The 24,196-nt window shown below is 68.2% G+C and carries 21 protein-coding genes; 7 read left to right on the top strand and 14 right to left on the bottom strand.

Annotated elements, in window-relative coordinates:
* Positions 1 to 6: 6 nt before the first annotated feature.
* Positions 7 to 327, bottom strand: a complete 321-nt coding sequence (locus QSJ34_RS09305) for a TusE/DsrC/DsvC family sulfur relay protein (RefSeq protein ID WP_285574280.1) — start codon at positions 325 to 327, stop codon at positions 7 to 9.
* Between the two features lie 76 nt (positions 328 to 403).
* Between QSJ34_RS09305 and QSJ34_RS09300 the strand changes: the two genes are divergently transcribed.
* Positions 404 to 1,771 (top strand): aminotransferase-like domain-containing protein, encoded by a 1,368-nt coding sequence (locus QSJ34_RS09300; protein WP_285574279.1) that lies wholly within the window; start codon positions 404 to 406, stop codon positions 1,769 to 1,771.
* Here the strand turns inward: QSJ34_RS09300 and aguB are convergent.
* The gene (aguB, locus tag QSJ34_RS09295; protein WP_285574277.1) at positions 1,768 to 2,616 is read right to left on the bottom strand and encodes an N-carbamoylputrescine amidase; all 849 of its coding nucleotides are present in this window, start codon (positions 2,614 to 2,616) and stop codon (positions 1,768 to 1,770) included. The genes QSJ34_RS09300 and aguB overlap by 4 nt on opposite strands.
* The gene (locus QSJ34_RS09290) at positions 2,613 to 3,680 is read right to left on the bottom strand and encodes an agmatine deiminase family protein (RefSeq protein WP_285574275.1); all 1,068 of its coding nucleotides are present in this window, start codon (positions 3,678 to 3,680) and stop codon (positions 2,613 to 2,615) included. The genes aguB and QSJ34_RS09290 overlap by 4 nt, the downstream gene beginning before the upstream one ends.
* A 114-nt stretch (positions 3,681 to 3,794) precedes the next feature.
* Here QSJ34_RS09290 and QSJ34_RS09285 point away from each other — a divergent pair, with 114 nt between their 5' ends.
* A complete protein-coding gene (locus tag QSJ34_RS09285; RefSeq protein WP_285574273.1) occupies positions 3,795 to 5,699 on the top strand; it encodes a CocE/NonD family hydrolase in 1,905 nt (634 codons plus the stop codon).
* Positions 5,700 to 5,778: 79 nt separating this feature from the next.
* Here QSJ34_RS09285 and QSJ34_RS09280 read toward each other — a convergent pair whose 3' ends face one another.
* The 7 genes from QSJ34_RS09280 to dnaK all read right to left on the bottom strand — a co-directional run bounded on the left by QSJ34_RS09280 (position 5,779) and on the right by dnaK (position 14,648).
* On the bottom strand, positions 5,779 to 6,861 hold the full coding sequence (locus QSJ34_RS09280; protein WP_285574271.1) for an SAM-dependent methyltransferase: 1,083 nt from the start codon (positions 6,859 to 6,861) through the stop codon (positions 5,779 to 5,781).
* A complete protein-coding gene (locus tag QSJ34_RS09275) occupies positions 6,840 to 9,389 on the bottom strand; it encodes an MMPL family transporter (RefSeq protein ID WP_285574269.1) in 2,550 nt (849 codons plus the stop codon). The genes QSJ34_RS09280 and QSJ34_RS09275 overlap by 22 nt, the downstream gene beginning before the upstream one ends.
* A 15-nt stretch (positions 9,390 to 9,404) precedes the next feature.
* Positions 9,405 to 10,295 (bottom strand): P-loop NTPase family protein, encoded by an 891-nt coding sequence (locus QSJ34_RS09270; protein WP_285574268.1) that lies wholly within the window; start codon positions 10,293 to 10,295, stop codon positions 9,405 to 9,407.
* A gap of 13 nt (positions 10,296 to 10,308) precedes the next feature.
* Positions 10,309 to 11,175 (bottom strand): sigma-70 family RNA polymerase sigma factor, encoded by an 867-nt coding sequence (locus QSJ34_RS09265; protein WP_285574267.1) that lies wholly within the window; start codon positions 11,173 to 11,175, stop codon positions 10,309 to 10,311.
* A gap of 62 nt (positions 11,176 to 11,237) precedes the next feature.
* Positions 11,238 to 11,615: a MerR family transcriptional regulator gene (locus tag QSJ34_RS09260; protein WP_285574264.1), complete on the bottom strand. Its 378-nt coding sequence runs from the start codon at positions 11,613 to 11,615 to the stop codon at positions 11,238 to 11,240.
* Complete coding sequence (gene dnaJ, locus QSJ34_RS09255) at positions 11,608 to 12,675, bottom strand: molecular chaperone DnaJ (RefSeq protein WP_285574262.1); 1,068 nt, start codon at positions 12,673 to 12,675, stop codon at positions 11,608 to 11,610. The genes QSJ34_RS09260 and dnaJ overlap by 8 nt, the downstream gene beginning before the upstream one ends.
* A 77-nt stretch (positions 12,676 to 12,752) precedes the next feature.
* Positions 12,753 to 14,648: a molecular chaperone DnaK gene (dnaK, locus tag QSJ34_RS09250; RefSeq protein WP_285574260.1), complete on the bottom strand. Its 1,896-nt coding sequence runs from the start codon at positions 14,646 to 14,648 to the stop codon at positions 12,753 to 12,755.
* A 149-nt stretch (positions 14,649 to 14,797) separates the two neighbouring features.
* On the opposite strand from dnaK, the gene QSJ34_RS09245 reads away from it, so the two are divergent.
* Positions 14,798 to 14,986 carry a DNA gyrase inhibitor YacG gene (locus QSJ34_RS09245; RefSeq protein WP_285574258.1) on the top strand — a complete coding sequence of 63 codons (189 nt, stop codon included), beginning with the start codon at positions 14,798 to 14,800 and terminating at the stop codon, positions 14,984 to 14,986.
* Here the strand turns inward: QSJ34_RS09245 and QSJ34_RS09240 are convergent.
* Together QSJ34_RS09240 and QSJ34_RS09235 are read right to left on the bottom strand one after the other, a co-directional pair.
* Entirely contained in the window at positions 14,983 to 15,762 is a 780-nt protein-coding gene (locus tag QSJ34_RS09240; protein ID WP_285574256.1) for a methyltransferase domain-containing protein, read from the bottom strand. The two genes, QSJ34_RS09245 and QSJ34_RS09240, sit on opposite strands and share 4 nt — an antisense overlap.
* Before the next feature lie 25 nt (positions 15,763 to 15,787).
* The gene (locus QSJ34_RS09235) at positions 15,788 to 16,741 is read right to left on the bottom strand and encodes a glycosyltransferase (protein WP_420798839.1); all 954 of its coding nucleotides are present in this window, start codon (positions 16,739 to 16,741) and stop codon (positions 15,788 to 15,790) included.
* 63 nt (positions 16,742 to 16,804) lie between these two features.
* Here QSJ34_RS09235 and QSJ34_RS09230 point away from each other — a divergent pair, with 63 nt between their 5' ends.
* On the top strand, positions 16,805 to 17,524 hold the full coding sequence (locus QSJ34_RS09230; protein ID WP_285574251.1) for a response regulator transcription factor: 720 nt from the start codon (positions 16,805 to 16,807) through the stop codon (positions 17,522 to 17,524).
* Between the two features lie 42 nt (positions 17,525 to 17,566).
* Here QSJ34_RS09230 and QSJ34_RS09225 read toward each other — a convergent pair whose 3' ends face one another.
* On the bottom strand, positions 17,567 to 18,682 hold the full coding sequence (locus tag QSJ34_RS09225) for a hypothetical protein (RefSeq protein ID WP_285574249.1): 1,116 nt from the start codon (positions 18,680 to 18,682) through the stop codon (positions 17,567 to 17,569).
* 58 nt (positions 18,683 to 18,740) lie between these two features.
* Complete coding sequence (locus QSJ34_RS09220; RefSeq protein ID WP_285574248.1) at positions 18,741 to 21,122, bottom strand: PAS domain S-box protein; 2,382 nt, start codon at positions 21,120 to 21,122, stop codon at positions 18,741 to 18,743.
* Positions 21,123 to 21,464: 342 nt separating this feature from the next.
* On the opposite strand from QSJ34_RS09220, the gene uppS reads away from it, so the two are divergent.
* From uppS to dxr, 3 genes are read left to right on the top strand one after another with little or no spacing between them, the layout of a single operon-like run.
* Positions 21,465 to 22,151 (top strand): polyprenyl diphosphate synthase, encoded by a 687-nt coding sequence (uppS, locus tag QSJ34_RS09215; protein ID WP_285574246.1) that lies wholly within the window; start codon positions 21,465 to 21,467, stop codon positions 22,149 to 22,151.
* The gene (locus QSJ34_RS09210) at positions 22,151 to 23,038 is read left to right on the top strand and encodes a phosphatidate cytidylyltransferase (RefSeq protein ID WP_285574242.1); all 888 of its coding nucleotides are present in this window, start codon (positions 22,151 to 22,153) and stop codon (positions 23,036 to 23,038) included. The genes uppS and QSJ34_RS09210 overlap by 1 nt, the downstream gene beginning before the upstream one ends.
* Positions 23,039 to 24,193 (top strand): 1-deoxy-D-xylulose-5-phosphate reductoisomerase, encoded by a 1,155-nt coding sequence (gene dxr / locus QSJ34_RS09205; RefSeq protein ID WP_285574240.1) that lies wholly within the window; start codon positions 23,039 to 23,041, stop codon positions 24,191 to 24,193. It begins immediately after the preceding gene.
* Positions 24,194 to 24,196: the final 3 nt, after the last annotated feature.

Genomic DNA, 24,196 nt, shown 5'->3' with positions numbered 1-24,196 from the left:
CACCCCCTAGACGCAGCCGTCGGGCTTGGGCAGGCCCGCCAGCTTGCAGGCGCCCTTGGCGGGGCCACTGGGAAAGAGGTCGTAGATGCGCTGGAGCCGCAGACCCGTGCCCTTGCAGACCGCGCGGACCATGGGCGCCCCCTGCTTCTCCTCGAAGTGCGCGCGGATGAACCGGATGACCGCCCAGTGCTCCTCGTCCAGGGTCTCGAGCCCCTCTTCCTCCCGGGCCAAGACCCGCGCCAGATCCTCGTTCCAGAGGCCCGGCTCCACGAGGAAACCCTCCTCGTTCAGCGCCACCACCTGTCCGTTGAACACCAGACTGCCCATGCATCCTCCCAAGCCGGGCGATCCGCGCCCCACATCCGGGCTGGATTTTGTGTGGGTCAGAATCAAAATTGTCTGCATGACAATCTGGGTGCCCGACCTTCCCGAGGATTCACGTCCCACGTACCTGGCCGTGGCCGATGCCATCGGAGCCGCGGTACGACTGGGCCGGCTGAGGCCCGGGGACCAGCTCCCGACCCACCGCGCCCTTGCGGACCTCCTGGGTGTGAATGTGAGCACGATCACACGCGCCTACCGCGAAGCCGCCCGCCGCCTGCTGGTCGGCGGCGAGGTGGGACGCGGCACCTACGTGCTGGGCCTGGCCTCGGAAGAAGCCCTCTTCGCCTTCCACAGCCGGCCCGAGGGCGGCGTCATCGACCTCTCCACCAACCGCCCGCCCGTGGGCCTCGCCGAGGACGACCTGGCCAAAGGGCTCGCGGCCCTCCTTCACCGCGAAGGCGGGCGCTTCCTCAACTACCCGAGTCCCGGCGATACGCGCCTCCACCGCGAGGCCGCCGCCGCCTGGATGGCGCGCCGCGGCGTGTCGGCCGATCCCGAGCGGGTGCTGATCTGCGCCGGCGCGCAGCACGCGGCGGACACGGCCCTGGGGCTGCTCTCCGAGCACGAGGATCTTGCCTGTGAAGCCCTCGTCTATCCGGGCCTGAAGGCCGTGGCGCGCCAGAGCCACCGCCGCCTCCACCCCATGCCCATGGACGAGGAGGGCCTCCTGCCCTCGGGCCTGGAGGCGGCTTGCCGCGCGGGCCTTCGCGTGGCGGCCCTGTCGCCCACCCTGAACAACCCCACCACCGCCACCATGGGCCTGAAGCGGCGCGAGCAGATCGTCGCCCTCGCCCGGAAGCACGATCTGATCCTGGTCGAGGAAGACGTCTACGGCCTGCTGCAGGAGGGGGCGCCGCCGCCCCTGGCCGCCCTGGCGCCCGAGCGCGTGCTGTACGTGACCGGCCTCTCCAAGACCGTCGCGCCGGGCCTGCGGCTGGGCTACCTGCTGCTTCCGCCCCTGCTGCAGGCCCGGGCCCGCGAGGCTGAGCATCACACGACCTGGTACGTCACGGCCCTGAGCATGGCCCTGGGCACGGCCTGGCTGGAGGACGGCACGGCCTGGCACCGCCTCCTCGCCCAACGGAAGGAACTCGCCGCCCGGCATCGCCTCTGCGCCCAAAATCTCCGCCACCTCGCCTGGCGCGGCGCGCCCCACTGCCCCCACGTGTGGCTGCCCGCCCCTCCGGGCGGGCCCGAGCGCTTCACCCGGCGGGCCCTGGAGGTTGGCGTGGTCGTGGTGCCTTCAGACGTCTTCGCCGCCACGCGGGCCGTGCAGGAGCCGGGGCTGCGCATCTCCATCGGCGCCGCGCCGGACCGCGCCACCCTCGCCCAGGGCCTCGCGCGGCTCGAGGGCGTGGCGGAGGCGCTGAGAGCCGAAGGAACCTAGAGCTGGGTGATCGTGCCGTAGAGGTCGGGCCGGCGATCACGGAAGAAGCCGAAGGAGGCCCGGTTGCGGCGGATCTCGTCGAGGTCGAAGGCCGCGTGGATGATGCCCGAGTCGGTGCGCCCCAGTTCCGCCACCTTGTCGCCGCGGTGGTTCGAGATGAAGGAGTGGCCGTAGAAGGTCTGGTCGCCCTCCAGACCGATGCGGTTGGAGGCCACCACGGGCACCACGTTGGACACCGCGTGTCCAATCATCGCGCGCTGCCAGAGGTCCTTCGTGTCCAGCTCGGGGTTCTCGGGCTCGGTGCCGATGGCCGTGGGATACATCAGGATCTCGGCGCCCATGAGCATCATGGCCCGGGCGCATTCCGGGTACCACTGGTCCCAGCAGATGCCCACGCCGACACGGCCGAAGCGCGTGTCCCAGACCTTGAAGCCCGTGTTGCCCGGCCGGAAATAGAACTTCTCCTCGTAGCCGGGTCCGTCGGGAATGTGGCTCTTGCGGTAGATGCCGAGCAGGGCGCCGTCGGCGTCCACCATGGCGAGGCTGTTGTAGTACATGTGGCCGTCCCGCTCGTAGAAGGAGACGGGGATGACCACGCCCAGTTCCCTGGCCAGGGCCTGGAATCGGGTGATGGTGGGGTGTCCCGCGGCGGGCTTGGCCCAGTCGAAGAATTCGTCCTTCTCTTCGCGGCAGAAGTAGTAGCCCTCGAACAGCTCCGAAGGCAGGATCACCTGCGCACCTTGAGCCGCGGCCTCGCGCACGAGCGATTCCACCCGGGCCACGTTCTCGTCCAGGCTGGCGGTGAAGGCGCACTGGGTGGCGGCGACGCGGATTGTCGTGTTCACAGGACCTCCGGCTGCTGCTGGGTGATGCAGTGAAAGGCGCCGCCCCCGCTGAGGATGGCGCGGGCCGAGCGGCCCACCACGCGCCGCCCAGGGAAGAGGGGCGCCAGGGCCGCCACGGCGGCTTCGTCGTGGGGCGTGCCGTAGGTCGGCACGACGACGCTGCGGTTGCCGATGTAGAAGTTCACGTAGCTGGCGGGCATGAGCTCGCCGTCCTCGTTTTCCAGTGCGCCGGGCGAGGGGATGCGCAGCACCTTCAGCTTCCGCCCCCGCGCATCGGTCATGGCTTCGAGATCCGACGCGAGGCGCGCCAGCGTGGCGGCGTTGGGATCGCCGGCATCGCGCGCCTCCATGCACACGACGACGCCCGGCGCCACGAAGCGCGCCAGGGTATCGATGTGGCCATCGGTGTGATCGTTGATGAGGCCCTCGTCCAGCCAAAGCACCTTCTCGGCGCCGAGATCCTTGCGCAGGGCCGCTTCGAGGGCCGCCTGATCCAGGCCCGGATTGCGGTTGGGATTGAGCAGGCACTGGCGGGTGGTGAGCAGGGTGCCTTCACCATCTGCCTCCACGGATCCGCCTTCGAGGATCCACGCATGAACCCGCGAAGGCAGGCCGCTCAGGGCCGCCACCCGCGGGGCCACCTGATCGTCGCCCGGCAGCACGTACTTGCCGCCCCATCCGTTGAAGCGGAAGCAGGCGGCCTGCAGCGCACCGCCCGCCTTCACGAAGATCGGCGCCGTATCCCGCAGCCAGATGTCGCCCACGGGCACACGGTGGAAGCGCACCTGGCCCAGCACGGGCGCCAGGGCCGCGCGGGCCTGGGCTTCGGCCACATCGTCCTGCACGAGCAGATCCAGATCCTCACCGCCATCTTCGGCGATGGCGAGGCAGAGGGCCGCAAACTCCGTCTGGGCCGAGGCCAGGTTCTCCTGCCACAGGTGGCCGTGGCTGGGCCAGGCCAGCCAGCAGGCGCTGTGGCGATCCCATTCGGCGGGTTGGTGGATCATCGGATTCGTCATGACGGAAAAGGTCCTGGCGGGGAAGGGCGCCTTCGAGCGGCGCACCCTCCAGTTCATCAAAAGCCGACGGTCCCGTCGAGGAGAATGGCTGCCCGGACAGGAAGATCGCCTTGACGGACCAGGATACCGCGTAAGATGGGGTATCCACCCGGAGCCCCCATGCCGCTTCCCCGTCTTCTGCGGGCCGCAGTCCTGTTCGCCGCAGCCCTGCTGGCGCCCACCCTCGATTTGCGGGCCCAGCGGTCGGCGGAAAAGACCGAGGCCACGGTCCGCGAGCAGTACACCAAGCGCGAGGTGCGGATCCCCATGCGGGACGGCGCCCACCTCTTCACGGCCATCTACACGCCCAGGGACAAGAGCCGGACCTATCCGATCCTCCTGCAGCGCACGCCCTACAGCATCCACCCCTACGGCGAAGAGGCCTTTCCGGCGCACCTGGGCCCCTCCGCCCGCTTCCAGCAGGAGGGCTTCATCTTCGTCTACCAGGACGTGCGCGGCCGCATGATGTCCGAAGGCGAGTTCGTGAACATGCGCCCCCAGCGCGCCGTGAGCGGCGCCGCCGTGGACGAGAGCACGGATACCTACGACACCATCGCCTGGCTGCTCGAACATGCCGCTAGCAACAACGGGCGCGTGGGTCAGTGGGGCATCAGCTATCCGGGCTTCTACTCGGCCGTGGGCCTGCTCTCGGGACATCCCGCCCTCAAGGCCGTCTCGCCCCAGGCCCCCATCGTGGACTGGTTCCAGGGGGATGATTTCCATCGGAACGGCGCCCTCTGGCTGCCCCACGCCTTCAACTTCATGACCTCGTTCGGCAAGCCCCGGCCCGTGCCGACCAAGGCCTGGCCCAGCACCCTGGATCACGGCACTTCGGACGGCTACGAGTGGTTCCTGCGCCTGGGCAGCACCGCCGCCACCCGGCAGTTCACGAAGGACATCGCCTTCTGGAACGAGATGATGGACCACCCCACGTACGACGCCTTCTGGCAGGCCCGCAACCTGCGCCCCCAACTGAAGGACGTGAGGCCCGCCGTGCTTACCGTGGGCGGCTGGTTCGACGCCGAAAACATCTACGGGGCCCTCCAGGTCTTCCAGACGATCGCGCGCCAGAGCCCGGCCACCGACAGCCGCCTCGTGATGGGCCCCTGGTTCCACGGGGGCTGGGAACGCAGCAAGGGCGACCATCTGGGCCCCGTGCAATTCGGATCTGCCACCTCCGACTGGTTCCAGTCCGAGGTGCTGTTCCCCTTCTTCATGCATCACCTGAAGGGCGCGAAGGAGGCGAACCTGGCCCGGGCCACCGTCTTCGAAACCGGCGCCAACCGCTGGCACAAGCTCGATGCTTGGCCCCCCAGGCGGGCTGAGCCGCGGGCCCTCTATCTTCAGCCCCGGGGAAAGCTCGCCTTCACGGCGCCCCCACCCGAGGGTGGTTCCGATGCCTTCGTCTCCGATCCCGCCAAGCCCGTGCCCTTCATCGAGCAGGTGGCCATCGGCATGCCCCGCGAGTACATGTCGGCCGACCAGCGCTTCGCCGGGCGCCGCACGGACGTGCTCGTCTTCCAGACTGAGCCGCTTCGTGAGGACCTGACCTTGGCTGGTCCGCTGCGCCCCGAACTTTTCGTGGCCACCACGGGCACCGACGCCGACTGGGTGGTGAAGCTCATCGACGTCTACCCCGATGATTTCAGGAACCCCGATTTCAGAGAGGGCGGTGATCCCTGGGACCGCACACCCAACCCCATGGGCGGTTACCAGCAGTTGGTGCGTGGCGAAGTCATGCGCGGCAAGTTCCGCGACAGCCTCGAAAAGCCCGCCCCCTTCGTGCCTGGCCAACCCACCCGCGTCGCCTGGTCCATGAACGACGTCTTCCACACGTTCAAGAAGGGCCACCGCGTCATGGTGCAGGTGCAGAGCACCTGGTTCCCCCTCATGGACCGCAATCCCCAGGTGTTCATGAACATCAACGAGGCCCAGCCCGCCGACTACCAGAAGGCCACCCACACCGTCTTCCACGACGCCGCCCGGCCCAGCCACCTGGGTGTCGGGGTCTACGCCGAAAAATAGAAGCAGCCGCGGATGAACACGGATAAACGCAGATGAAGCATGGTTTTTCCATCTGGGTTTATCCGTGTTTATCTGTGGCTCATCCTTCATTCCCCTTCCAGCCTTCCAGCACCCTGAAGCGGCTGCCCATCATGCCGGGCAGGGTGAGCTGGAGCAGGTTCTCGGTGCGCTTCATGCGGTCGGGGGCCGGCAGGCCCATCCACTGGGCGCCCCAGGCGTCGAGAGGGGCGTGGGTGCGGATCCACCTGCTCAGTTCCATGTGCGAGAGGGAAGTCAGACCCTCACCCTCCAGCACGTGCGCCAGGCGCGTGAAATCAACATCGGATGTCAAATCCGCCTCACCCAGATCCTCGTGCCACAGACCATCCACTCCGTGGGCCTTGAAGCGGCGCAGGTCCGCGCCCTTGGCAAGCAGGCGGTCGGCGGATTCGCCGTAGTCCACCGCCAGGAAGAGCCCGGCCTCCAGGGCCCTGGACAGCTCTCGCACGAGACCCGGCAGGGCCTCGCACCAGATGCTTCCGTCCCCGGGTTCGAGGCCGTCCGTCTGCGCCGCGAACCAGACCCCGGCCTCGCCGGGATCCGCCGCCTGCCATTCGGGACCGGAGGCCGCCAGCACCTCGCGGGCCCACTGCTCGCCATTCCAGCGCCAGGGCTGGGCGGGCAGGGCATCGAAGAGTTCATTGCTGAACACGCAGCCGGTGAAGGGTTCAAGGGGATCGGTTTCCGAGGCGAATCGCGCGCGATTCGCCTGGAGGAAAGGCGCCAGGGCCGCTTCAGCCGCATGCCTCGCTGCAGGATTGTCGTCGCGATGGACGTAGATGAGGGCTTCGGCGAAGGGCCCGGAGACGGCGTTCAGCAGGTCGCGGCCGAGCCAGCCGCGCCCTGCGCCCGGCTCCAGGGCCGTGAAGCGCGCGGGGCGGCCCAGGCGCTCCCAGGCGGCCTCCAGGCGCAGGGCGAGGGTCTGCCCCAGCAACGGCCCCAGATCCAGGGCCGTGTAGTAGTCCTTGCCCGCGAAACCCCAGGGGCCTTCCTTCCGCCGGTAGTAGCCGTGCTGCGGGTGGTAGAGGCCCAGGGCCATCACTTCGGCCGCGGGCACGGCGCCTTCGTTCAATCGGGGCTGCAGCAGTTCGTTCAGCGGATTCACTTCTTCTCCAGGGGCCATGTCTCCAGCAGCACGGGCAGCAGCCACTGCGTGAGCAGGAGCGCCAGCGCCACGCCGCCCAGGCAGGCGAGTCCGAGGCCCCGCAGGCCGCGGTAGCCGCTGAAGACCATGCCGCCAAATCCCGCGAGCGTGGTGCCCGCGCACACGGCGTTCACGCGCGCCACGCGCCCGGGCGCATCCGCCTCCCGGCGCGCGCGATGCAGGAGGTTGAAGGCCGTGTCGACGCTCACGCCCAGCGCGATGGGGATGGCCATGAGGGAGAGGAAGGTCAGGGGTTCGCCGAACCAGCCCAGGGCGCCGAAGACTCCCACCTGGCTGGCGAGCAGGGGCACGAGGGCGAAAGCCGCGAAGCGCAGGCTGCGGCCGAAGGTGGCGATGACGATGAAGATGCCCGCCACCGCCAGCAGCACGGCCTGCTGCACGGCCTCCTTGGCGATGCCCTTCACCACGCGGAAGAGGGGCTGGGTGCCGACGAAGCGTCCGCCGGCGGCCTCCACGCTCGGCGTGAGCCGCGCCAGGGCGGCCTCGTCCAGGCGGATGGGCACGGTCAGCGCCGGGGCCAGGGGCGCGGGTTTGCGGTTCCTGTGGAAGCCGTCCCAGAGGTTCCAGGGATGGTGATCCTCGGGCTGGGAGACGCGGGGCAGCATCGCCTGCAGGGCACCCACGGGCTGGGCGGGATCGGCGGCCGCGGCGGCCAGGGCCGTGAGCGGACCCTCCAGACCCGCAGGATCCAGGCCCGCCTTGGCGGCGGCCTCCAGCACCTGGTGGCGCCAGGTTTCCGAACCCAGCGCGTGGCGCAGTTCGGGATCGAGGGTCTTCCAATCGGGCACGGGCAGGCCCGCCTCCCGCAGGATGGGGCTCAGCTTGTTCCAGCGCGCGGGCAGGCGGTCCGGATCTTCCAGCGGGATCTGGAGGGCGAGGGGCTGCAGGCTGGCGCCGAGGTTCCGCGTGAGGCGCTCCTGCAGGTTGAGGGCCGGATTGCCCTGGGCGCGGAAGCGCCGCAGATCCTCTTCCCAGCGCGTGCGGGGGGCGCCGACGAGGGCGAGGATCAGCACGGCGAGGGCCACCCAGGGCGCCCAGCGGTGGCGCGAAGCAGCAGTCTGGACGGGTCCGGGGGCGAAGGTGCCTGTGCCGTGATCCAGCGCCAAGAGGAGGGGCGGCAGCACGAGGAAGGTGGCGAGCAGGCAGGCCAGCAGGCCCAGCCCCGTTGTGAGGCCCAGGTCGCGGATGCCGGGGAAGGGCGCGAAGGCCAGCGCGAGGAAGGCAAAGGACGTGGCCAGGGCGCCCGCGACCACGCCGGGCCCCGTGCCGAGCAGGGCGGCGCGCAGGGCCCAGGCCTTGGACCGGCCCGCGCGGCGCTCGTCGCGGTAGCGGCTGAAGAGTAGGATGCCCACGTCGTCGCCCACGCCCAGCAACACCGCGCCGAAGCCCGCGGCCATGAGGTTCACCCGGCCCAGCACCCAGCCCGTGAGGCCCAACGCCCAGACCATGCCGACGAGCAGGGGCACCATGACGAAGCCGTAGCCCGCCAGGGTGCGAAAGCCCAGCCAGTAGACGAGGCCGATGAGGACGAAGCTCAGGCCGAGGCTGAACAGCACCTCCATCGTGAGGCGGTGGGATTCCCAGGCAGTGATCGCGTGGGCGCCCGTGATCTGCAGCGGGAAGGCGCGGCCCTCCATGGGCGCCAGTGCCCGTTTCACGTCCTCCAGGTTGGCGGAGGCGGGCAGGGCCCCCTTGGCACCGCGGCCCAGCCAGGCCATGAGATGCGTGGTGGCTTTGGCATCCGTGGCCGGGAAGCCCACCACCAGGGGCAGCAGCACGAAACGGCCATCCTTGGTCTCGAAGTATCCGGTGCGCACCCGCAGCGTGAAGGCCCGGCCCAGGGCGGTGGCCTTGGCCATGCCTTCGCCGTTCTGGGGCGCGAGGTCGCGCAGGCCCAGGGGGTCGAGGCGCGCCAGGGCGGCGGACAGGGGCTCGGGCGAGGCCAGGGCCTTGGCCGTGGCCTGCAGGCGGCGCTGCAGCGCGGCGGGATCCGTCAGCGGTGCGAGGCGGTCGCCCAGCCAGGCGGGCGCGAGGGTGTAGAGCGTTTCCGTCGTGAGGCGGCTGACGGCGGCGTCGCCTTCGGTGATGGCCCCCACGGCCAGCAGGGCGGGCCAGGGGCTGGCGCCGCCGGGACCCGGCACGGGCACGGGATCGCTCAGGCGTCCCTCGGCGGCCAATCCATTCAGGGGCAGGTTGCCCTCGGTGAGCAGGCGGTCGACCACCCCTTCGGCCCAGGCCCGCCGGGCCTCCAGATCCGCCTCTCCGCCCTCGGCCACCACCCACATCAATTCCTGCTGTCCGACGCCCGCCTCCAGGTTGGCGCGCACGGCCGGATGCTCGGAGGGCAGCAGGCTCATGAGGTCGAGGGCACGCTCCACCCGCAACGTGCCCCAGCCCAGCAGGAGCGTGAGGCCCGCCACGACGAACCAGAGGCCGCGCGAGCGGGAGAGGTGCAGCCGAAGCAGGCCGCGCAGGAATGCTTTCATCGGCGTTTTCATGAGCTAGCAGCGTTCGATGCGGTCGATCCAGGGCCTCAGTGCCGGCACCATCTCCACGCGCTCGGCACCGCGCAGACGCTCGAAGAGACTGGCATCCTCCAGGCGCACGAGGGGATGGTTCTCCCGCCGGTCCATGGCTTCGGGCGGGTACGAGGCCGTGAGGATGGTAGGCAGTTCTTCGCTGTAGCGGTGATCCAGCAGCTGGGCCAGGGCCGCGGCGACGCGGATGTCCGTGTCCATGCGGTCCCAGTCATCCAGCACCAGCAGCGGCTGTTCCTGCAGCGGCTCGATGAGGTCGCGCACGCTCTGGAAGGCCTGGTTCTGGAAGCTGCGCACGTCGTAGTAGGCGTCCTTGATGGTCTGGCTGAGGGTGCGCACGGAGATGAAGCTGCCGCTGCGGCCTGTGCGCTCGGTCCAGGCCCGCAGCGCGGCGGCGGCCAGCGTGCTGCGTCCGCTCTGGGCGGGGCCGTGGATCCACCAGAGCTCCCATCCGTGGCGGAAGCGGTGCTTGCCCGAGGTGGCCCACTGGGCCAGGCCGTCGGCGCCGGCGGGCCGGATGCCGTGCTCGGGGCGCTTGCGCAGGGCCTGGAGCAGCTTCACCAGATCCTCGCGGCCCTCCAGTTCGCCCACCTCCTCGGCGGGGCGGGCCAGCAGGTCTTCGAGGTCCGGCACCCGGTCCAGGAGGGCGCGCACGCCGCTGGCCTGGGCGTTGTTCCACCACTTCCAGAAGCGGGTGAAATCCGCTTCGCGGTAGCGCGCGGGCAGGCCCAGCGTTTCGGCGTCGGGCGCCAGATCGGCGGTGCAGCCGCAGACGAAGACGGGCTTCTGCGGATCCGGATCGAAGACCAGTCCCTTCCCGTGGCAGCGTGGGCAATCGGGGCGGCCCCTCACCATGCGCGCGCTCCCGTCATGGCCCGTCTCCGCCGCGCAGGAAGCCGCCCAGCACTTCGCGGCGGCGTTCGCGGATGCGCGCGAAGGCGCGCTCTTCCAGCTGGCGCACGCGCTCGCGGGAGATGGGCGGATCGAAGCGCTTGCCGATCTGTTCGAGCGTCAGCGGATCCTCGCCGCCGATGCCGAAGTGCAGCGTGATGATGGTGCGCTCCTTCTCGCTGAGTGAGGCCAGGCTGGCGTCGATCTGCTCGAGGAAGGCCTCCTGGTCGAGGGTGTGCATGGCCGAGGGCTCGACCTCTTGCTCCAGGCTGTCGCCCACGGTGAGGTCCGAATCGCCCAGGCCCTGCTCCGTCGAGACGGTGGAGGTCGTCTGCTGCAGCAGCTGGTAGCGCTCTACGTCCTCGAGGCTCAGGCCCGCGGCGTCGGCGATCTCCTGCAGGAAGGGCGCGCGGCCCAGCGACTGGCTGAGCTTCTGGGTCACGCGGTTGAGCTGCACGAGGTGGCCCGCCACCTTCTGGGGCAGGCGGATCTTGTTGCCATGCTCGGCCAGGGCGTGGAAGATCGCCTGCCGCACCCACCAGGAGGCGTAGGTGAGGAACTTGTTGAGGCGCTCGGGATCGAAGCGCTTGGCGGCCTCGATGAGGCCCAGGTTGCCTTCGCTGATGAGGTCCAGCAGGTCGAGGCCCATGCCTTCGAACTTGCGCGCCTCCTTGACGACGAAGCGCAGGTTCCCCTCCACCAGCTTGCGCAGGCCCTCGGGATTGCGGTCGTTCTGCCAGAGACGGCCGTTGATCCGCTCCTCCTCCGCCGTCAGCAGGGGCAGGTGGCGGATCGAATCGAAATACTTGTCGAGCGAGCGCTCTTCGAGATGCCGGAGGGGCACGGATCACCTAATGGGGAGGGACCAGCATAGCAAGCGAGCGCGCCTCCGAGCGATGCCTCACGTCAGGAGCGTTTGCGGAGCCCGTGGGGCGTCAGCTTCACGAGGCCCGTGGCCGTCGTCGGCCGGGGCACGTCCTTCAGGCCCGCCGCTTCCAGCAGATGGGCCAGGCGCTCCATGTCCTCCTGCATGCGGTTCATGCGATCCCGAAGGCCCAGCACCACCTCGACGCCCGCCAAATTCACACCCAGGTCACGGGTGAGGTTCAGGATGAATTCCAGGCGTTCCAGATCCTCGTCGCTGTAGAGCCGCGTCTTGCCTTCGGTGCGGCTGGGCGTGAGCAGCCCCTCCCGTTCGTAGAGGCGCAGGGTCTGGGGATGCACGCCATAGCGCATCGACACCACGCCGATCATGTAGGCCCCCATGCGTGGGTCTTTAGCCATGGTGGACACTCCGCTGCTTTCTCACGTCTTCGTCGTTCAGTTCGGCCAGTTCCCGCAGGAGCTCCTTGCTGCGCTCGTCCTGGATCTGGGGCGTGACCAGAGCCACCTCGGCGATGAGGTCGCCGCGCTGGTTGCTGCGCGGCACGGGCATGCCCTGGCCCTTGAGGCGCAGCCTCGCGCCGGTCTGGGTGCCGGGTGGCACTTTGATCGTCTGCTGGCCCTCGGGGGTCGGCACGTCCACCTTGGCGCCCAGGGCGGCCTCGGTGAAGCTGATGGGCAGGCGCACGTAGAGGTTCGGCCCCTTGCGCTCGAAGCGCGCATCCGGCTCCATGCTGATCTGCAGGAAGAGGTCCCCGGGCCCACCGCCGCGGCGCCCGGCCTCGCCCTTGCCCGCGACGCGCAGCTTGGCGCCATCCTCCACCCCCGCCGGAATGGCGATGGTGACGGTCTCCTGGCGGGCGTGGCGGCCCGCCCCGCCGCAGTCCGGGCAGGCCGGGGCCTTGGATCCGCGGCCGCCGCAGTCCGGGCAGCTGCGACCGAAGGACAGGAAGCCCGAGCCTCCGCCGATCTTGCCCTTGCCCTGGCAGGTGCGGCACAGCTCCTGTTTGCGGTTGGATTCGCCCGTGCCCCGGCAGGCCAGGCAGGGCTCGGAGCGGTTCACGCGCAGGTTGAGACGCGTGCCTTCGAAGGCCTCCCTGAAGCCCAGGCGGACCGAGTGGAGCAGGTCCTCGCCGCGTTCGGGCCCCTGCCGCATGGGACGGCCGCTGAAACCCGCGAAGACATCCTCGAAGGAGAAGCCGCCGCCATGCTGGAAATCCGGCGGGATCTGCGCGCCGGGTCCGTTGGGATCGCCGTAGGTGTCGTAGTTCCGCCGCTTCTCGGGATCCGACAGCACGTCGTTGGCCTCGGCGAGCTGCTTGAACTCGGCCTCGGCCTTCGCATTCCCGGGGTTCAGGTCCGGATGGTGCTTGCGCGCCAATTTCCGATACGCCTTCTTGATCTCCTCATCGGAGGCCGATTTCGGCACGCCCAGGATCTTGTAGTAGTCGGGGTGGGGCATGGTCTTAGTCTAGGGCACTAAGATTTCATTCAGGCACAAAAATGGGGAGCCCGCAGGCTCCCCGTTTCGTGCCTTGGCTAACTAACCACTTCGGCGTCGATCACATTATCGTCGCCCTTCTTCTCGCCGGCGGGGGCACCGGGCGCGCCGGGGGTGGAACCGTCCTGGGGCGGCTCCTGCTTGTAGAGGCTTTCAGCCAGCTTGTGGCTCTTGGCCGTGAGGGTTTCGAGCGCCTTCTTGATGCGCTCCTTCTCCAGGCTCGCCAGGGCGGCCTTGGCTTCGACGATGGCCTCCTCGGCCTCCTTCTTGTCGGCCTCGGGCAGCTTGTCGCCGTTGTCCTTCAGGAGCTTCTCCACCTGGTAGACCATCTGGTCCAGGTGGTTCTTCTCCTCGAGCATGGATTTGCGGGCCTCGTCGTCGGCCTTGTGGGCCTCGGCGTCGCGCACCTTGGCTTCGATCTCCTCCTTGGAGAGGCCCGTGCTGCCCGTCAGCGTGATGCTGGCATCCTTGCCCGTGCCCTTGTCCTTGGCCGTCACGTGCACGATGCCGTTGGCGTCGATGTCGAAGACCACCTCGATCTGCGGCATGCCACGGGGCGCGGGCGCGATGTTGCCGAGGTGGAACTGGCCCAGCAGCTTGTTGCCCTCGACCACGGGACGCTCGCCCTGGAACACCTCGATGTCCACGCCGGGCTGGTTGTCCACGGCGGTGGTGTAGACCTCGCTGCGCTTGGTGGGGATGGTGGTGTTACGCGGGATGATCACGCTCATCTGGCCGCCGTTGGCGTTGATGCCGAGGGAAAGCGGCGTCACGTCGAGGAGCAGCACGCCCTTCACGTCGCCGGCCAGCACGCCGGCCTGCACGGCGGCGCCCACGGCCACGACTTCATCGGGATTCACGCTGTGGTTGGGCTCCTTGCCGAAGATCTGCTTGACCATCTCCAGCACCTTGGGGATGCGGGTGGAGCCACCCACCATCACCACTTCGTCGATCTCGTGATGGGAGAGCTTGGCGTCGCGCACGGCGTTCTCGCAGGGGCCCTTGAGCTTCTGCAGCACGGGCTCGATCATCAGTTCGAACTTGGCGCGACTGAGGCTCTGGTTGACGTGCTTGGGGCCGCTGGCGTCCGCCGTGATGTAGGGCAGGCTGATCTCGGTTTGCGTGGTGCTGGACAGCTCGATCTTGGCCTTCTCGGCGGCCTCCTTGAGGCGCTGCATGGCGTCGGCCTGCTTGCGAAGGTCGATGCCCTCGGCCTTCTGGAACTCGTCGGCCAGCCAGTCGATGATGGCCTGGTCCACGTTGTCGCCACCCAGGTGGGTGTCACCGTTGGTGGACTTCACTTCGACCACGCCCTCGGAGACTTCGAGGATGGAGATATCGAAGGTGCCGCCGCCGAAGTCGAAGACGGCGATGGTGCCGTCCTTCTTCTTGTCGAGGCCGTAGGCCAGGGCCGCGGCCGTGGGCTCGTTGACGATGCGCTTCACGTCCAGGCCCGCGATGGCGCCCGCATCCTTGGTGGCCTGGCGCTGGGCGTCGTTGAAGTAGGCGGGCACGGTGATGACGGCTTCCGTGACCTTCTCGCCCAGGTAGGCCTCGGCGGCCTCCTTCATCTTGCTCAACACGACGGCACTGATCTCCTCGGGGCTGAGGTGCTTGTCGTTGACCACCACGGCACAGCCGCCCTTTTCGGCGCGCTCGACGGTGTAGGGCACGAGTTTCTGCTCGCGGTCCGAATCGGCGTAGGGCAGGCCCATGAAGCGCTTGATGGAGTAGATGGTGCTCTTGGGCTGGGCCACGGCCTGACGCTTGGCCGGGGCGCCCACCAGCCGCTCGCTGGTCTTGGGGTTGAAGCCCACCACGGAAGGCGTCGTGTTCGCGCCCTCGGGGTTCGGGATCACCTTGGGCTGCCCGCCTTCCATGACGGCGACGCAGCTGTTGGTGGTGCCGAGGTCAATGCCGATGATCTTGCCCATGTCGTGCCTCCTGGGGGCCAGGTCGAGGCTTCGCCCCCCTGGAATTCCTAGGATAGGGGGGATGGCGGGATTGTCAACATGATCTTCAAGATTTGACTCATATTTTCTTCTCGGTTGATGTTCTTCTTCGAATGAATATGCTGGAAGCCATGACCCTTCGGCCCTGTCCCACCTGCCGCACCCCCACCTCCTGGGAGGGGAACCCCTTCAAGCCCTTCTGCTCGGAGCGGTGCCAGACCCGCGACCTGGGCGCCTGGTCCAGCGAAAGCTACCGCATCCCGGAAAAGCCCCAGGAGGAGGACGGCGAAGGCTGGAGCGACGAAGGCGAAGAGGGCTAATCAGGCCCCGGGGGACGCTGCACGACGAGGAAGAGGCGGCGGAACCAGAAGGGTGTGCGGCCATTCCCATCCTGCGGATAGGCCTCGCGCAGCCGATGCCTGTAGGCTTCGAAGAAGGCCGCGCCTTCCGCGTCATCGAGCGCTTCCAGCAGGGGCACCAGCAGGCTCCCCCGCGTCCAGGCGGCGACCGCATCCGGCCCCTCGAGCAGGTGCAGGTAGTCGGTCTGCCAAAGGTCCATCCGGCTCGCCCAGGGCGAAAGCCAACGCAGGTAGGCTTCGGCCTCGGCGACGGGATGGCGCCTGAGAAGCGGACGAAGCCGCTCTCGCCAGGGGCCGGATTCGGCCACGTCGAAGGCCGCTCGGTGGGAGGGGCGATCCTGGTTGCAGGGCATCTGCACTGCCAGGCAACCGCCGGGGGTCAGGAAGCCCATCAGGCGCGGAAAGAGGGTTTCGTGCCCGTCCAGCCAGTGGAGCGAGGCGTTGGCGTAGAGGAGATCCACGGGCCGATCCGGAGCCCAGGCCGCCAGGTCCGCCTGGCACCAAGCTAGGCCAGGAGCCTCGGAGGCCGCCCGGGCCAGCATCTCCGGATCGCGGTCCACGCCCAGCACCTGGGCCCCGGGCCAGCGGGCCTTCAGGAGCCGCGTCACCTGGCCGGGACCGCAGCCCAGGTCCACCACGCGCTCCGGGGCCTCCAGGGGCACGCGGGTCAGCAGGTCGAGGGCCGGCCTCAGCCGTTCGGACTGGAAACGCAGGTACTGGCCGGGATCCCAGGGCATGGCCGATTCTGCCACACCCGGAAAGTCAGTCCGCCTGATGGACCTTCTTCACCATGTAGCGGGGCCGGTCGCGCACTTCCTGGTAGATGCGGCCGATGTATTCGCCCAGCAGGCCGAAGGCGATGAACTGGCAGCCCACGAAGAAGAAGAGGATGGCGAACAGCGTGAACACGCCCTGGGCCGTGCCTTCGGGGTGGAGGAAGCGGTAGATCACGAGGCCGAGGAAGAGGAGGAAGCCCACCGCCGCCGTGATCACGCCGAACACGCTGAGGGCCTGCAGGGGCAGCAGGCTGAAGCTCGTGAGCAGGTCGAACTGGAGGTTGATGAGCTTCCAGAGCCCGTACTTGCTCTCTCCCGCGGCACGCTCGGCGTGGGCCACGGGCACTTCCGTGATGCGCTTGGCGAAGCTGTTGGCCAGGGCGGGGATGAAGCTCGAACGCTCCTTGCACAGCATCATCGCGTTGACGACATCGCGGTTGTAGGCCCGCAGCATGCAGCCGTAGTCATGCAGCTTCACGCCCGTGGTTTTTCGCGTGACGGCGTTGACGATCTTGCTGGGCATGGTGCGGAAGAAGCTGTCGTTCTCCTGGCGGCCCTGGCGCCAGCCGCCGACCACGTCGTAGCCTTCCTCGATCTTGGCCACGAGCTTGGGGATCTCCTCGGGAGGATTCTGCAGGTCGGCGTCGAGGGTCACGATCACCTGGCCCTGGGCCTCGGCGAAGGCGCCGAAGATGGCGCTGTGCTGGCCATAGTTCCGGTTGAACTCCACCACCTTCACCCGCGGCTCGGCCTTGGCGATCTCGATGAGCATGGAGAGGCTGCGGTCCCGGCTGCCGTCGTCCGTGAGCACGATCTCCCAGGGTTTGGCCGGATCGGAGAAGTGGTCCGCCATCACCTTGGACAGCCGCGCCCACAACGTGGGGATGTTCTCCTCCTCGTTGTAGATGGGGATGACGACGCTGAGATAGGTGTTTGGCATGGCGTCCATGGGCGCTCCGAAGCTTCCATTCTAGTAGGATCAAAGGCTGTACCGGAGTCTGCCATGCCCGAGCCCAAGATCCTGCTGGTGGAAGACGAGCTCAGCCTCGCCGAGGGGATCAAGCTGAACCTCGAGCTGGAGGGCCTCGCCTGCACCTGGATCCCCCGTGGGGATCAGGCCCTGAAGCAGATCCTGGCCGAATCCTACGACCTCGTGATCCTCGACGTGATGCTGCCGGGCATGGACGGCTTCACCATCTGCGAAAAGGTGCGGGCCGCCCGGAACTTCACGCCCATCCTCTTCCTCACAGCCAAGAACACCGACGACGACCGCGTCCACGGCTTCGAGACCGGCGCCGACGACTACCTGGGCAAGCCCTTCCAGGTGCGCGAGCTGCTGCTGCGCGTGCGCGCCATCCTGCGCCGCGAATCCTGGTACAAGAGCCGGGAGATCAGCAGCCGCCAGCCCTACGGCAACTACTGGGTGGACTTCGACAACTTCTGCGGCGAGGGCCCCGGCGGCGCCTTCCAGCTGGGCGTGAAGGAATCCATGATCCTCAAGCTCCTGATGGAGCGGCCGGGCCAGGTGGTGAGCCGCACGGACATCCTGGACAAGGTCTGGGGCGAGGACGCCTACCCCACCAGCCGCACCGTGGACAACTTCATCGTGCGCATCCGCCGCGTGATGGAGGACGATCCCCACCACCCGCGCTGGGTCCACACCATCCGCAGCGTGGGCTACCAGTTCGATCCCGAAGGCCGCCAGCGCAAGGGCGAAGAATAAAAGAGGGGCGCGAAAGCGCCCCTCTTCATTGGCTGGGCTGAACTACTTGACCTCGAAATCCCGGCTGCGGGCCAGCGCCTCGAAGGCGGCGCACTGCTCGGCGAGGGTAGCGGCGGGGGCTCCCTGCTTCGCGTCGGCGAGCACGGCGCGCTTCTCGTCACCCTTGGCGAATTTGCTCTCCCCCATCACGGGTTCCAGCGCAGGCAGCAGGGTCAGCTCACCTGCGGGGCCTTCCGGGGCCTTGGAGGCGGCGATGTCTCCGGCCTTGGCCATCAGGGTGGCGCCGGGCATGGCGCCGAGGCGGCGCAGGTCCAGCCAGCCGAAGGCGGGATCGCGCAGCAGGTCCAGGTCCTCCTTGTCCAGCCAGGCCGCCAGGTCCTTCAGGGCCTTGGTCTGGACGGGATCGGGCAGGCGGCGGGTCTTCTTCTCGCCCTTGACCTCGGTCTCCTGCGGCGTCACGGCGATCCACTCCTGGGCGCGCTTCACCCAGAGGGCCGTGATGGCCTTCTGGGTGGCGAAGCCTTCGGGGGCCTTGGGTCCCTTCGCCTTGGCCTTCTTGCCCTTGGCAGGGGCTTCGGGCTCCGCCCAGCTGGGCGCCGTGGCATCCACCTTGGCGTCAAAGAGCAGGCCCTTCACCTTCGCGAGGCGGGGCTCCAGGCCCTTGGGGCCGGTCTTGGCCGCGCCGCGGGCGGCGGCCTGGAGGTCCTTCCAGGTGGACTCGAGCAGAATTTTCTTCCCTTCAGTGTCGTAGAAACCATGGTTGGCGTTGAACTTCGCCAGGTAGGCTTCCACCGCCGGCAAGGCGGCCGAAGCCTTCGCGGGGATATCGACCTTGGCCTTCAGCAGCGCCTCCAGCCCGTCGCGCACTTCGATGGCCCGGGGATGGCTGCGGTAGAAGCCCAGCTCGTGGGCGGACAGCGCGGCGCGACGCAGGGTGTAGGCCAGCTTGCGCTGGGTGGGGCGGAGCTGCTCGAAGGGCTTGGCCTCCACAACCGGAACTGCGGGTTTCGGCGTCTCCGCCTGGGGCGCCATCGGCGATTCGACGGGCTTGGTGGCGGTTTCTGGGGCCTGGACCGGGGCGGGCTTTGGTTCAGGAGGGGGTGTCTGGGCCAGAAGGCCCGAGGCCACGATGGCGGCCATGACCCAACTTCGCTGCATGGGGGACTCCTCGATGGGGGGGGCTGTGGATGGCCCCAGTATGCCCCAGGCGGCAGACTCACGCCTCGACCGGAGTCTCTAGGAGACGCTCGAGACTTTGCTTGAGCTGCTTTAGATCGAAGGGCTTACCCAGGTAGGGCACCTGGCTGGCCTCGAGGAATTCCCGCGTCTTCGCGTCGAAGGAATCCCCGGTCGTGTAGAGGATCCGCCGCGTCATGGCGGGCCGCTGGGCCTTCAGCCACTCGAAGAGGTCGACGCCCGAAAGGCCCGGCATGCGGATATCCGAGACGATGACGTCGAAGGCGCCGGATTCCAGCTTCTGGATGGCTTCGTCGCCGCGGGGGCTCGACGCCACCTCCATGCCCCAGGCGCCGAGGGCGTCCACGAGGCATTCCAGCAGGAAGCTTTCGTCATCCACCACCAGGGCCTTGGCCCCCTTCAATCCCATGGGCGCCACCGGAACCGCGGGCGGTGTGGGCAGGGCCGTACAGGGCAGTTCCAGCAGGAAGGCGTTCCCCAGGCCCTCCTGGCTGCGGGCACTCAGGCGGCCGCCATGCTGGCGGGCGATGATGTCGGCGATGGGCAGGCCCAGGGCCTCCGTCGTCGTGGCCTGCGCCGGATCGAACAGCTCGGCCTGGCACGCCTCTCCGAGGGCCGGAGCCGTGTCCTGCACGACCACCTGGAGGTTCTCGCCGGAGGCCCGGGTGGCCACCCTCAGGCGCTTGATGGGGCTCATGGCCATGGCCTGGAGTCCGTTCAACAGGAGGTTGGTGAGGGCCTGGACCATCAGGCCGGGATCCAGGGCCGTTTCGGGCAGGGTGGCGTCCAGGTTCAGTTCGACCGTCACGCCCATGCGCTGGGCCTTGGCGTCCACCAGGGCCGCCGCCTCCCGCACCAGGTCATTCACCTGCGCGGGCAGGGGCCGGGGGCTGGGCGGGTTCAGCACGGTGAGCAGGGGCTGCAGCAGGCTCTGGATGGAATCCACGGCCTTGGCGAGGCGGGTGGCCTGCTCGGCCTGGTGGGGATCCAGGGAGGATTCCGCGATCAGGCGCGATTCGAGCAGCACGGGCGTGAGCCGGTTGGCCGCCTCGTGGAAGAGCGTGGGAACCAGGCGGCCCAGGGCCTCGTGCTTCTGGGAATGGACCAGGCGGTCCTGCAGATCCCGCTGCTCCGAAAGGTCCCGAACCAGGGCCGAGTAGGCCAGCACGCGCTCATCGTTGCCGCGCACCGGCGCATAGGTGATGTTGGCGGGGAAGGCGATCCCCCCCTTGCGCAGCCGGGTGGTGGCCATGTCCCGCACCACCTGGCCGCGGCCCACCTGCTGGGCCACCTGGTCCAGTTCGCCCAGGAGGTTATCCGGGGTCAGCTGGGCCATGCTGCGGCCGACGATCTCGGGGCGGGAGTATCCGAAGATGCGTTCCGCGGCAGTGTTCCAGGTGAGGATCTTGCCATCCGGCGCATAGGAGATGACCGCTTCGCCGATGTTCTGGACGAGGCCCTCCAGGTATTTCCGGGTCTTCAGGTTGTCCTGGTTCGCCCGGTCCAGCTGGGTGTAGAGCTGGCTCATCTCCTCGTTCTTCTTTTCCAGCGTGTCCTTGACCTGCTTCAGCTCCGAATAGAGCCGGGCCGTCTCCATGTTGGATTTGAGGGCATCTTCCAGCAGATCCTGGGCGTCGGCGACCTTGCCGGGCACCAGGTCCGCCACGCTCACGTTGCTGTGGCGCAGCACCGTCGATTCCACCGCCGGGGCCAGGGGCGCCTCCTGGGGAGGTGGCAGTTCCCGCATGCTGGTGCGCACGTTGGACTCGATGAGGTTAAGCATCTCGTCGAAGTCCTTGATCTTCTTGTCCAGGTGGTACTTCTTGAAGGTGTAGCCCACCGTTTCCCGGGTGATGGCCAGGAAGGTGTCCAGCACGCCGGTGCCGCGGTTCGCCACGGATTCGAAGTACGGCACGCTGCGGAAATTTAGGCGCCGATTCATGACACCCACGGCCATGGCGTCCGGCAGATCCCGCTTGTTGTACTGGATGATGAAGGGTATCTGCTTGATGTTCAGCCGGTTGGCGTTGAGGTTGTGGTAGAGGTTCGACAGCGAGTCCACGTTGTCCTGCATCTTGGCTTCGCTGGAATCCGCCACGAACACCACGCCGTCGGCCCCACCGAGCACCACGCGCCGGCTGGCATCGTACTGCACCTGGCCCGGCACCGTGTAGATCTGGAGATGGATGGCGTTGCCGTAGATGTAGCCCAGGTTGATGGGCAGCAGATCGAAGAAGAGGGTGCGGTCCTCCTGCGTATTGACGGAGAACATCTCGCCCCGTTGCGTGTCCGAGCACATGGCGTGCAGGGATTGCAGATTGGTGGTCTTTCCCGACAGACCTGGCCCGTAATAGACCAGCTTGAGCAGGATCTCATTGGCACGGGTATTAAACTGAACCATGGGTTCGCCAGGAAAAAAGTGGAATCCAGCCTACCACGGAGGACCGCGGTACAAGCCGCCACCTCCCTCTCAACGGCAAACCCCGTGTTAGCATGACCTTTTTCACACTTTCAGGGGTTTCTGGCGCGATGACCGTCCCGATCCAAGTGGCCATCATCATCTCGGTATGCCCGTCGGGCGTATGCGAGGCCGACCACGCGGCAGGACTCGGCCCCATCCAGCCAGGAAGCGCGCGATGACGATGCCGACCCACGTCGCCATCATCATCTCGGTATGCCCATCGGGCATACGCGAGGCCGCCCACGCGGGATGGCCAGGCAAGACCGAGCCGGGGAGCCCGCGATGAGCATCCCGACCCATGTCGCCATCATCATGGACGGCAACGGCCGTTGGGCAGCCCAGCGAGGCAAGGCCCGCATCAAGGGGCACAAGGCCGGAGTGCAGGCGGTCGAACGCATCCTGGAGGCCGCTTCGGATGCGGGCATCCAGCACCTGAGCCTCTACGCCTTCTCCACGGAAAACTGGAAGCGGCCCGCCCTCGAAGTGGGAGCGCTCATGGCCCTGCTCCGCATGTACCTGCGCATGTTCGTCCACCAGCTCACCCGGAAGCAGATCCGCTTCCACCACCTGGGCTCGCTGGAGGGCATGCCCGCGGGCATCCGCACGGACATCCGGGCCCTGGAAGCGGCCACGGCGAAGAACACGGGCATGACCTTCCACCTCGCCGTCAACTACGGCTCGCGCCTGGAACTCTCCCAGGCGGCCCGCCGCTGCATCGAGGACGGCCTCCGGGCCGACCAGGTGGACGAGGCTGCCCTTGAAGCCCGCCTGTGGACCACCGGGGTGCCCGATGTGGACCTGCTCATCCGCACCAGCGGCGAGCACCGCATCTCCAACTTCCTGCTCTGGCAGTCGGCCTATGCCGAACTCTACATGACCGACCTCCTCTGGCCGGATTTTGGCCCCGCGGAACTGCAAGCCGCGCTCGAGGACTATGCCCAGCGCGAACGCCGCTTCGGGGGGATCTGATGGAACGGACCACGCCCAAGGTGGACACCAGGAACATGACCGTGCGCGTGACCTCGGCCCTGGTTTTCGGCGTCTTTTTCTTCAGCCTCCTGTGGTTCGGCGACCAGTCCTGGGCCCCGCCCACCTACCTGGCCATCATGGCCCTCGCCTCCCTGATGGGCATGCGGGAGATGGCTCTCATGGCTCGGGCCCGGGGCTTCAATCCCTCGCTGGTCGCCGGCGTCCTGCTGACCTGGGGCCTTCTCGCCCACTTCTTCCTGCAGAGCGGCAGCCAGGATCCCCTGCCGCTCTGGCTGGTGCTGGCCCTGGGGGCCATGGTCATCCACTTCGGCGCCCTTTTCTTCGACCAGAAGCTGGAAGAGGCCCTGCCCAGCCAGGCCATCACCTGGCTCGGCGCCCTCTACCTGGGCCTGGGCCTGGGCTTTCAACAGAAGATCTTCATGCTGCAGGGCACCCTGCCCAAGACCGGCAGCCGCCTGATCCTGGCCCTTTTCATCATCACGTGGTTCGGCGATAGCGCCGCCTACTTCGTGGGCAGCTACTTCGGCAAGCACCGCCTTGCCCCCAAGGTGAGCCCCAAGAAGAGCTGGGAGGGCGCCTTCGGCAACCTCGGCGGCAACCTCCTCGGCGCCGCCCTCATGCGCGCCACCGTCTGCACCGAATGGACCTGGGTGGACGTGGTGGCCCTGGGCCTGCTGCTGGGCACCGTGGGCCAGTTGGGCGACCTCGTGGAAAGCACCTGGAAGCGCAGCACGGGCGTGAAGGATTCCAACGTCGGCGGCGTCTCCATCCCGGGCCACGGCGGCCTGCTGGACCGCGTGGACAGCCTGGTCTTCGCCGCGCCCGCCCTCTTCGCCTACCTGCACTTCGTCCACGGTTTTAACTGAGTGCGAACCCTCGCCATCCTCGGCTCCACCGGGAGCATCGGCACCTCCACCCTGGATGTTGTGAGGGCCCATCCCGACCGCTTGTCCGTCGTGGCGCTCGCCGCGGGCCGGAACCGGGACCTGCTCAAGACCCAGTGCGAGACCTTCCGCCCCCGCTGCGTGTCCGTGGGTTCCCAGGAGGACGCCCAGTGGCTGCGTGCCCAGCTCTCCTACCAGCCTGAGCTGCACTGGGGCCCCGAAGGCCTCCTGGCCTGCGCCCTGCACGCTGACGCCGACACCGTGGTGGCCGCCATCGTGGGCAGCGCGGGACTGGCCAGCACCGAGGCGGCCCTGCGGGCCGGACGCCGGGTCTGCGTGGCCAACAAGGAATCCCTCGTCGTCGGCGGTGCCCTCATGCACGAGGCGGCCCTGGCCGGAAGCGGCGAACTGCTGCCCGTGGACAGCGAGCACGCGGCCCTGCACCAGCTGCTGGACGGCCGGGATCCGGCCAGCGTCCGCGAAGTCCGCATCACCGCCAGCGGCGGCCCCTTCCGCGACTGGCCTTTGTCCCGCATCCAGGCCGCCACGGTTCAGGAGGCCCTCAACCATCCCACCTGGAAGATGGGGCCCAAGATCACCATCGATAGCGCGACGCTGATGAACAAGGGTCTGGAAGTCATCGAGGCCTCGGTGCTCTTCGGCCTCACGGCGGATCAGGTGGCCGTCACCGTCCACCCGCAAAGCCAGGTGCACGCCATGGTCGGCTTCCACGACGGCAGCTACCAGCTGCAGGTCTGCGCCAACGACATGAAGCTGCCCATCCAGTACTGCCTGCTCTATCCCGACAAGCAGCCGGGCCCCGTGGCGCCCTATCCCTGGGAGGCGGCCCGCACCTGGACCTTCGAGGCCCCGGATCCGGAACGCTTCCCCTGCCTGGGCTTGGCCTTCGAGGCCCTGCGCGAAGGCGGCACGGCCCCGGCCCTCCTGAACGCCGCCAACGAGGTGGCTGTGGCCGCTTTCCTCCAAGGCCGGCTGGGATTCTGGGACATCCAGGCCTGCAACCGGGAGACCCTCTCCCGCCTGCCCGCCCAGCCCCTGTGCTCCCTGGACCAAGTGCTGGATGCGGATCGGGCCGCGAGACGTCATGCTGAAGGATGGGTCCAAACCCGGGCCTGACCT

It is taken from the genome of Geothrix limicola (genome assembly GCF_030268085.1).
Taxonomy (GTDB): Bacteria; Acidobacteriota; Holophagae; order Holophagales; family Holophagaceae; genus Geothrix; species Geothrix limicola.
This window is presented reverse-complemented; position numbering and strand designations above follow the sequence as displayed.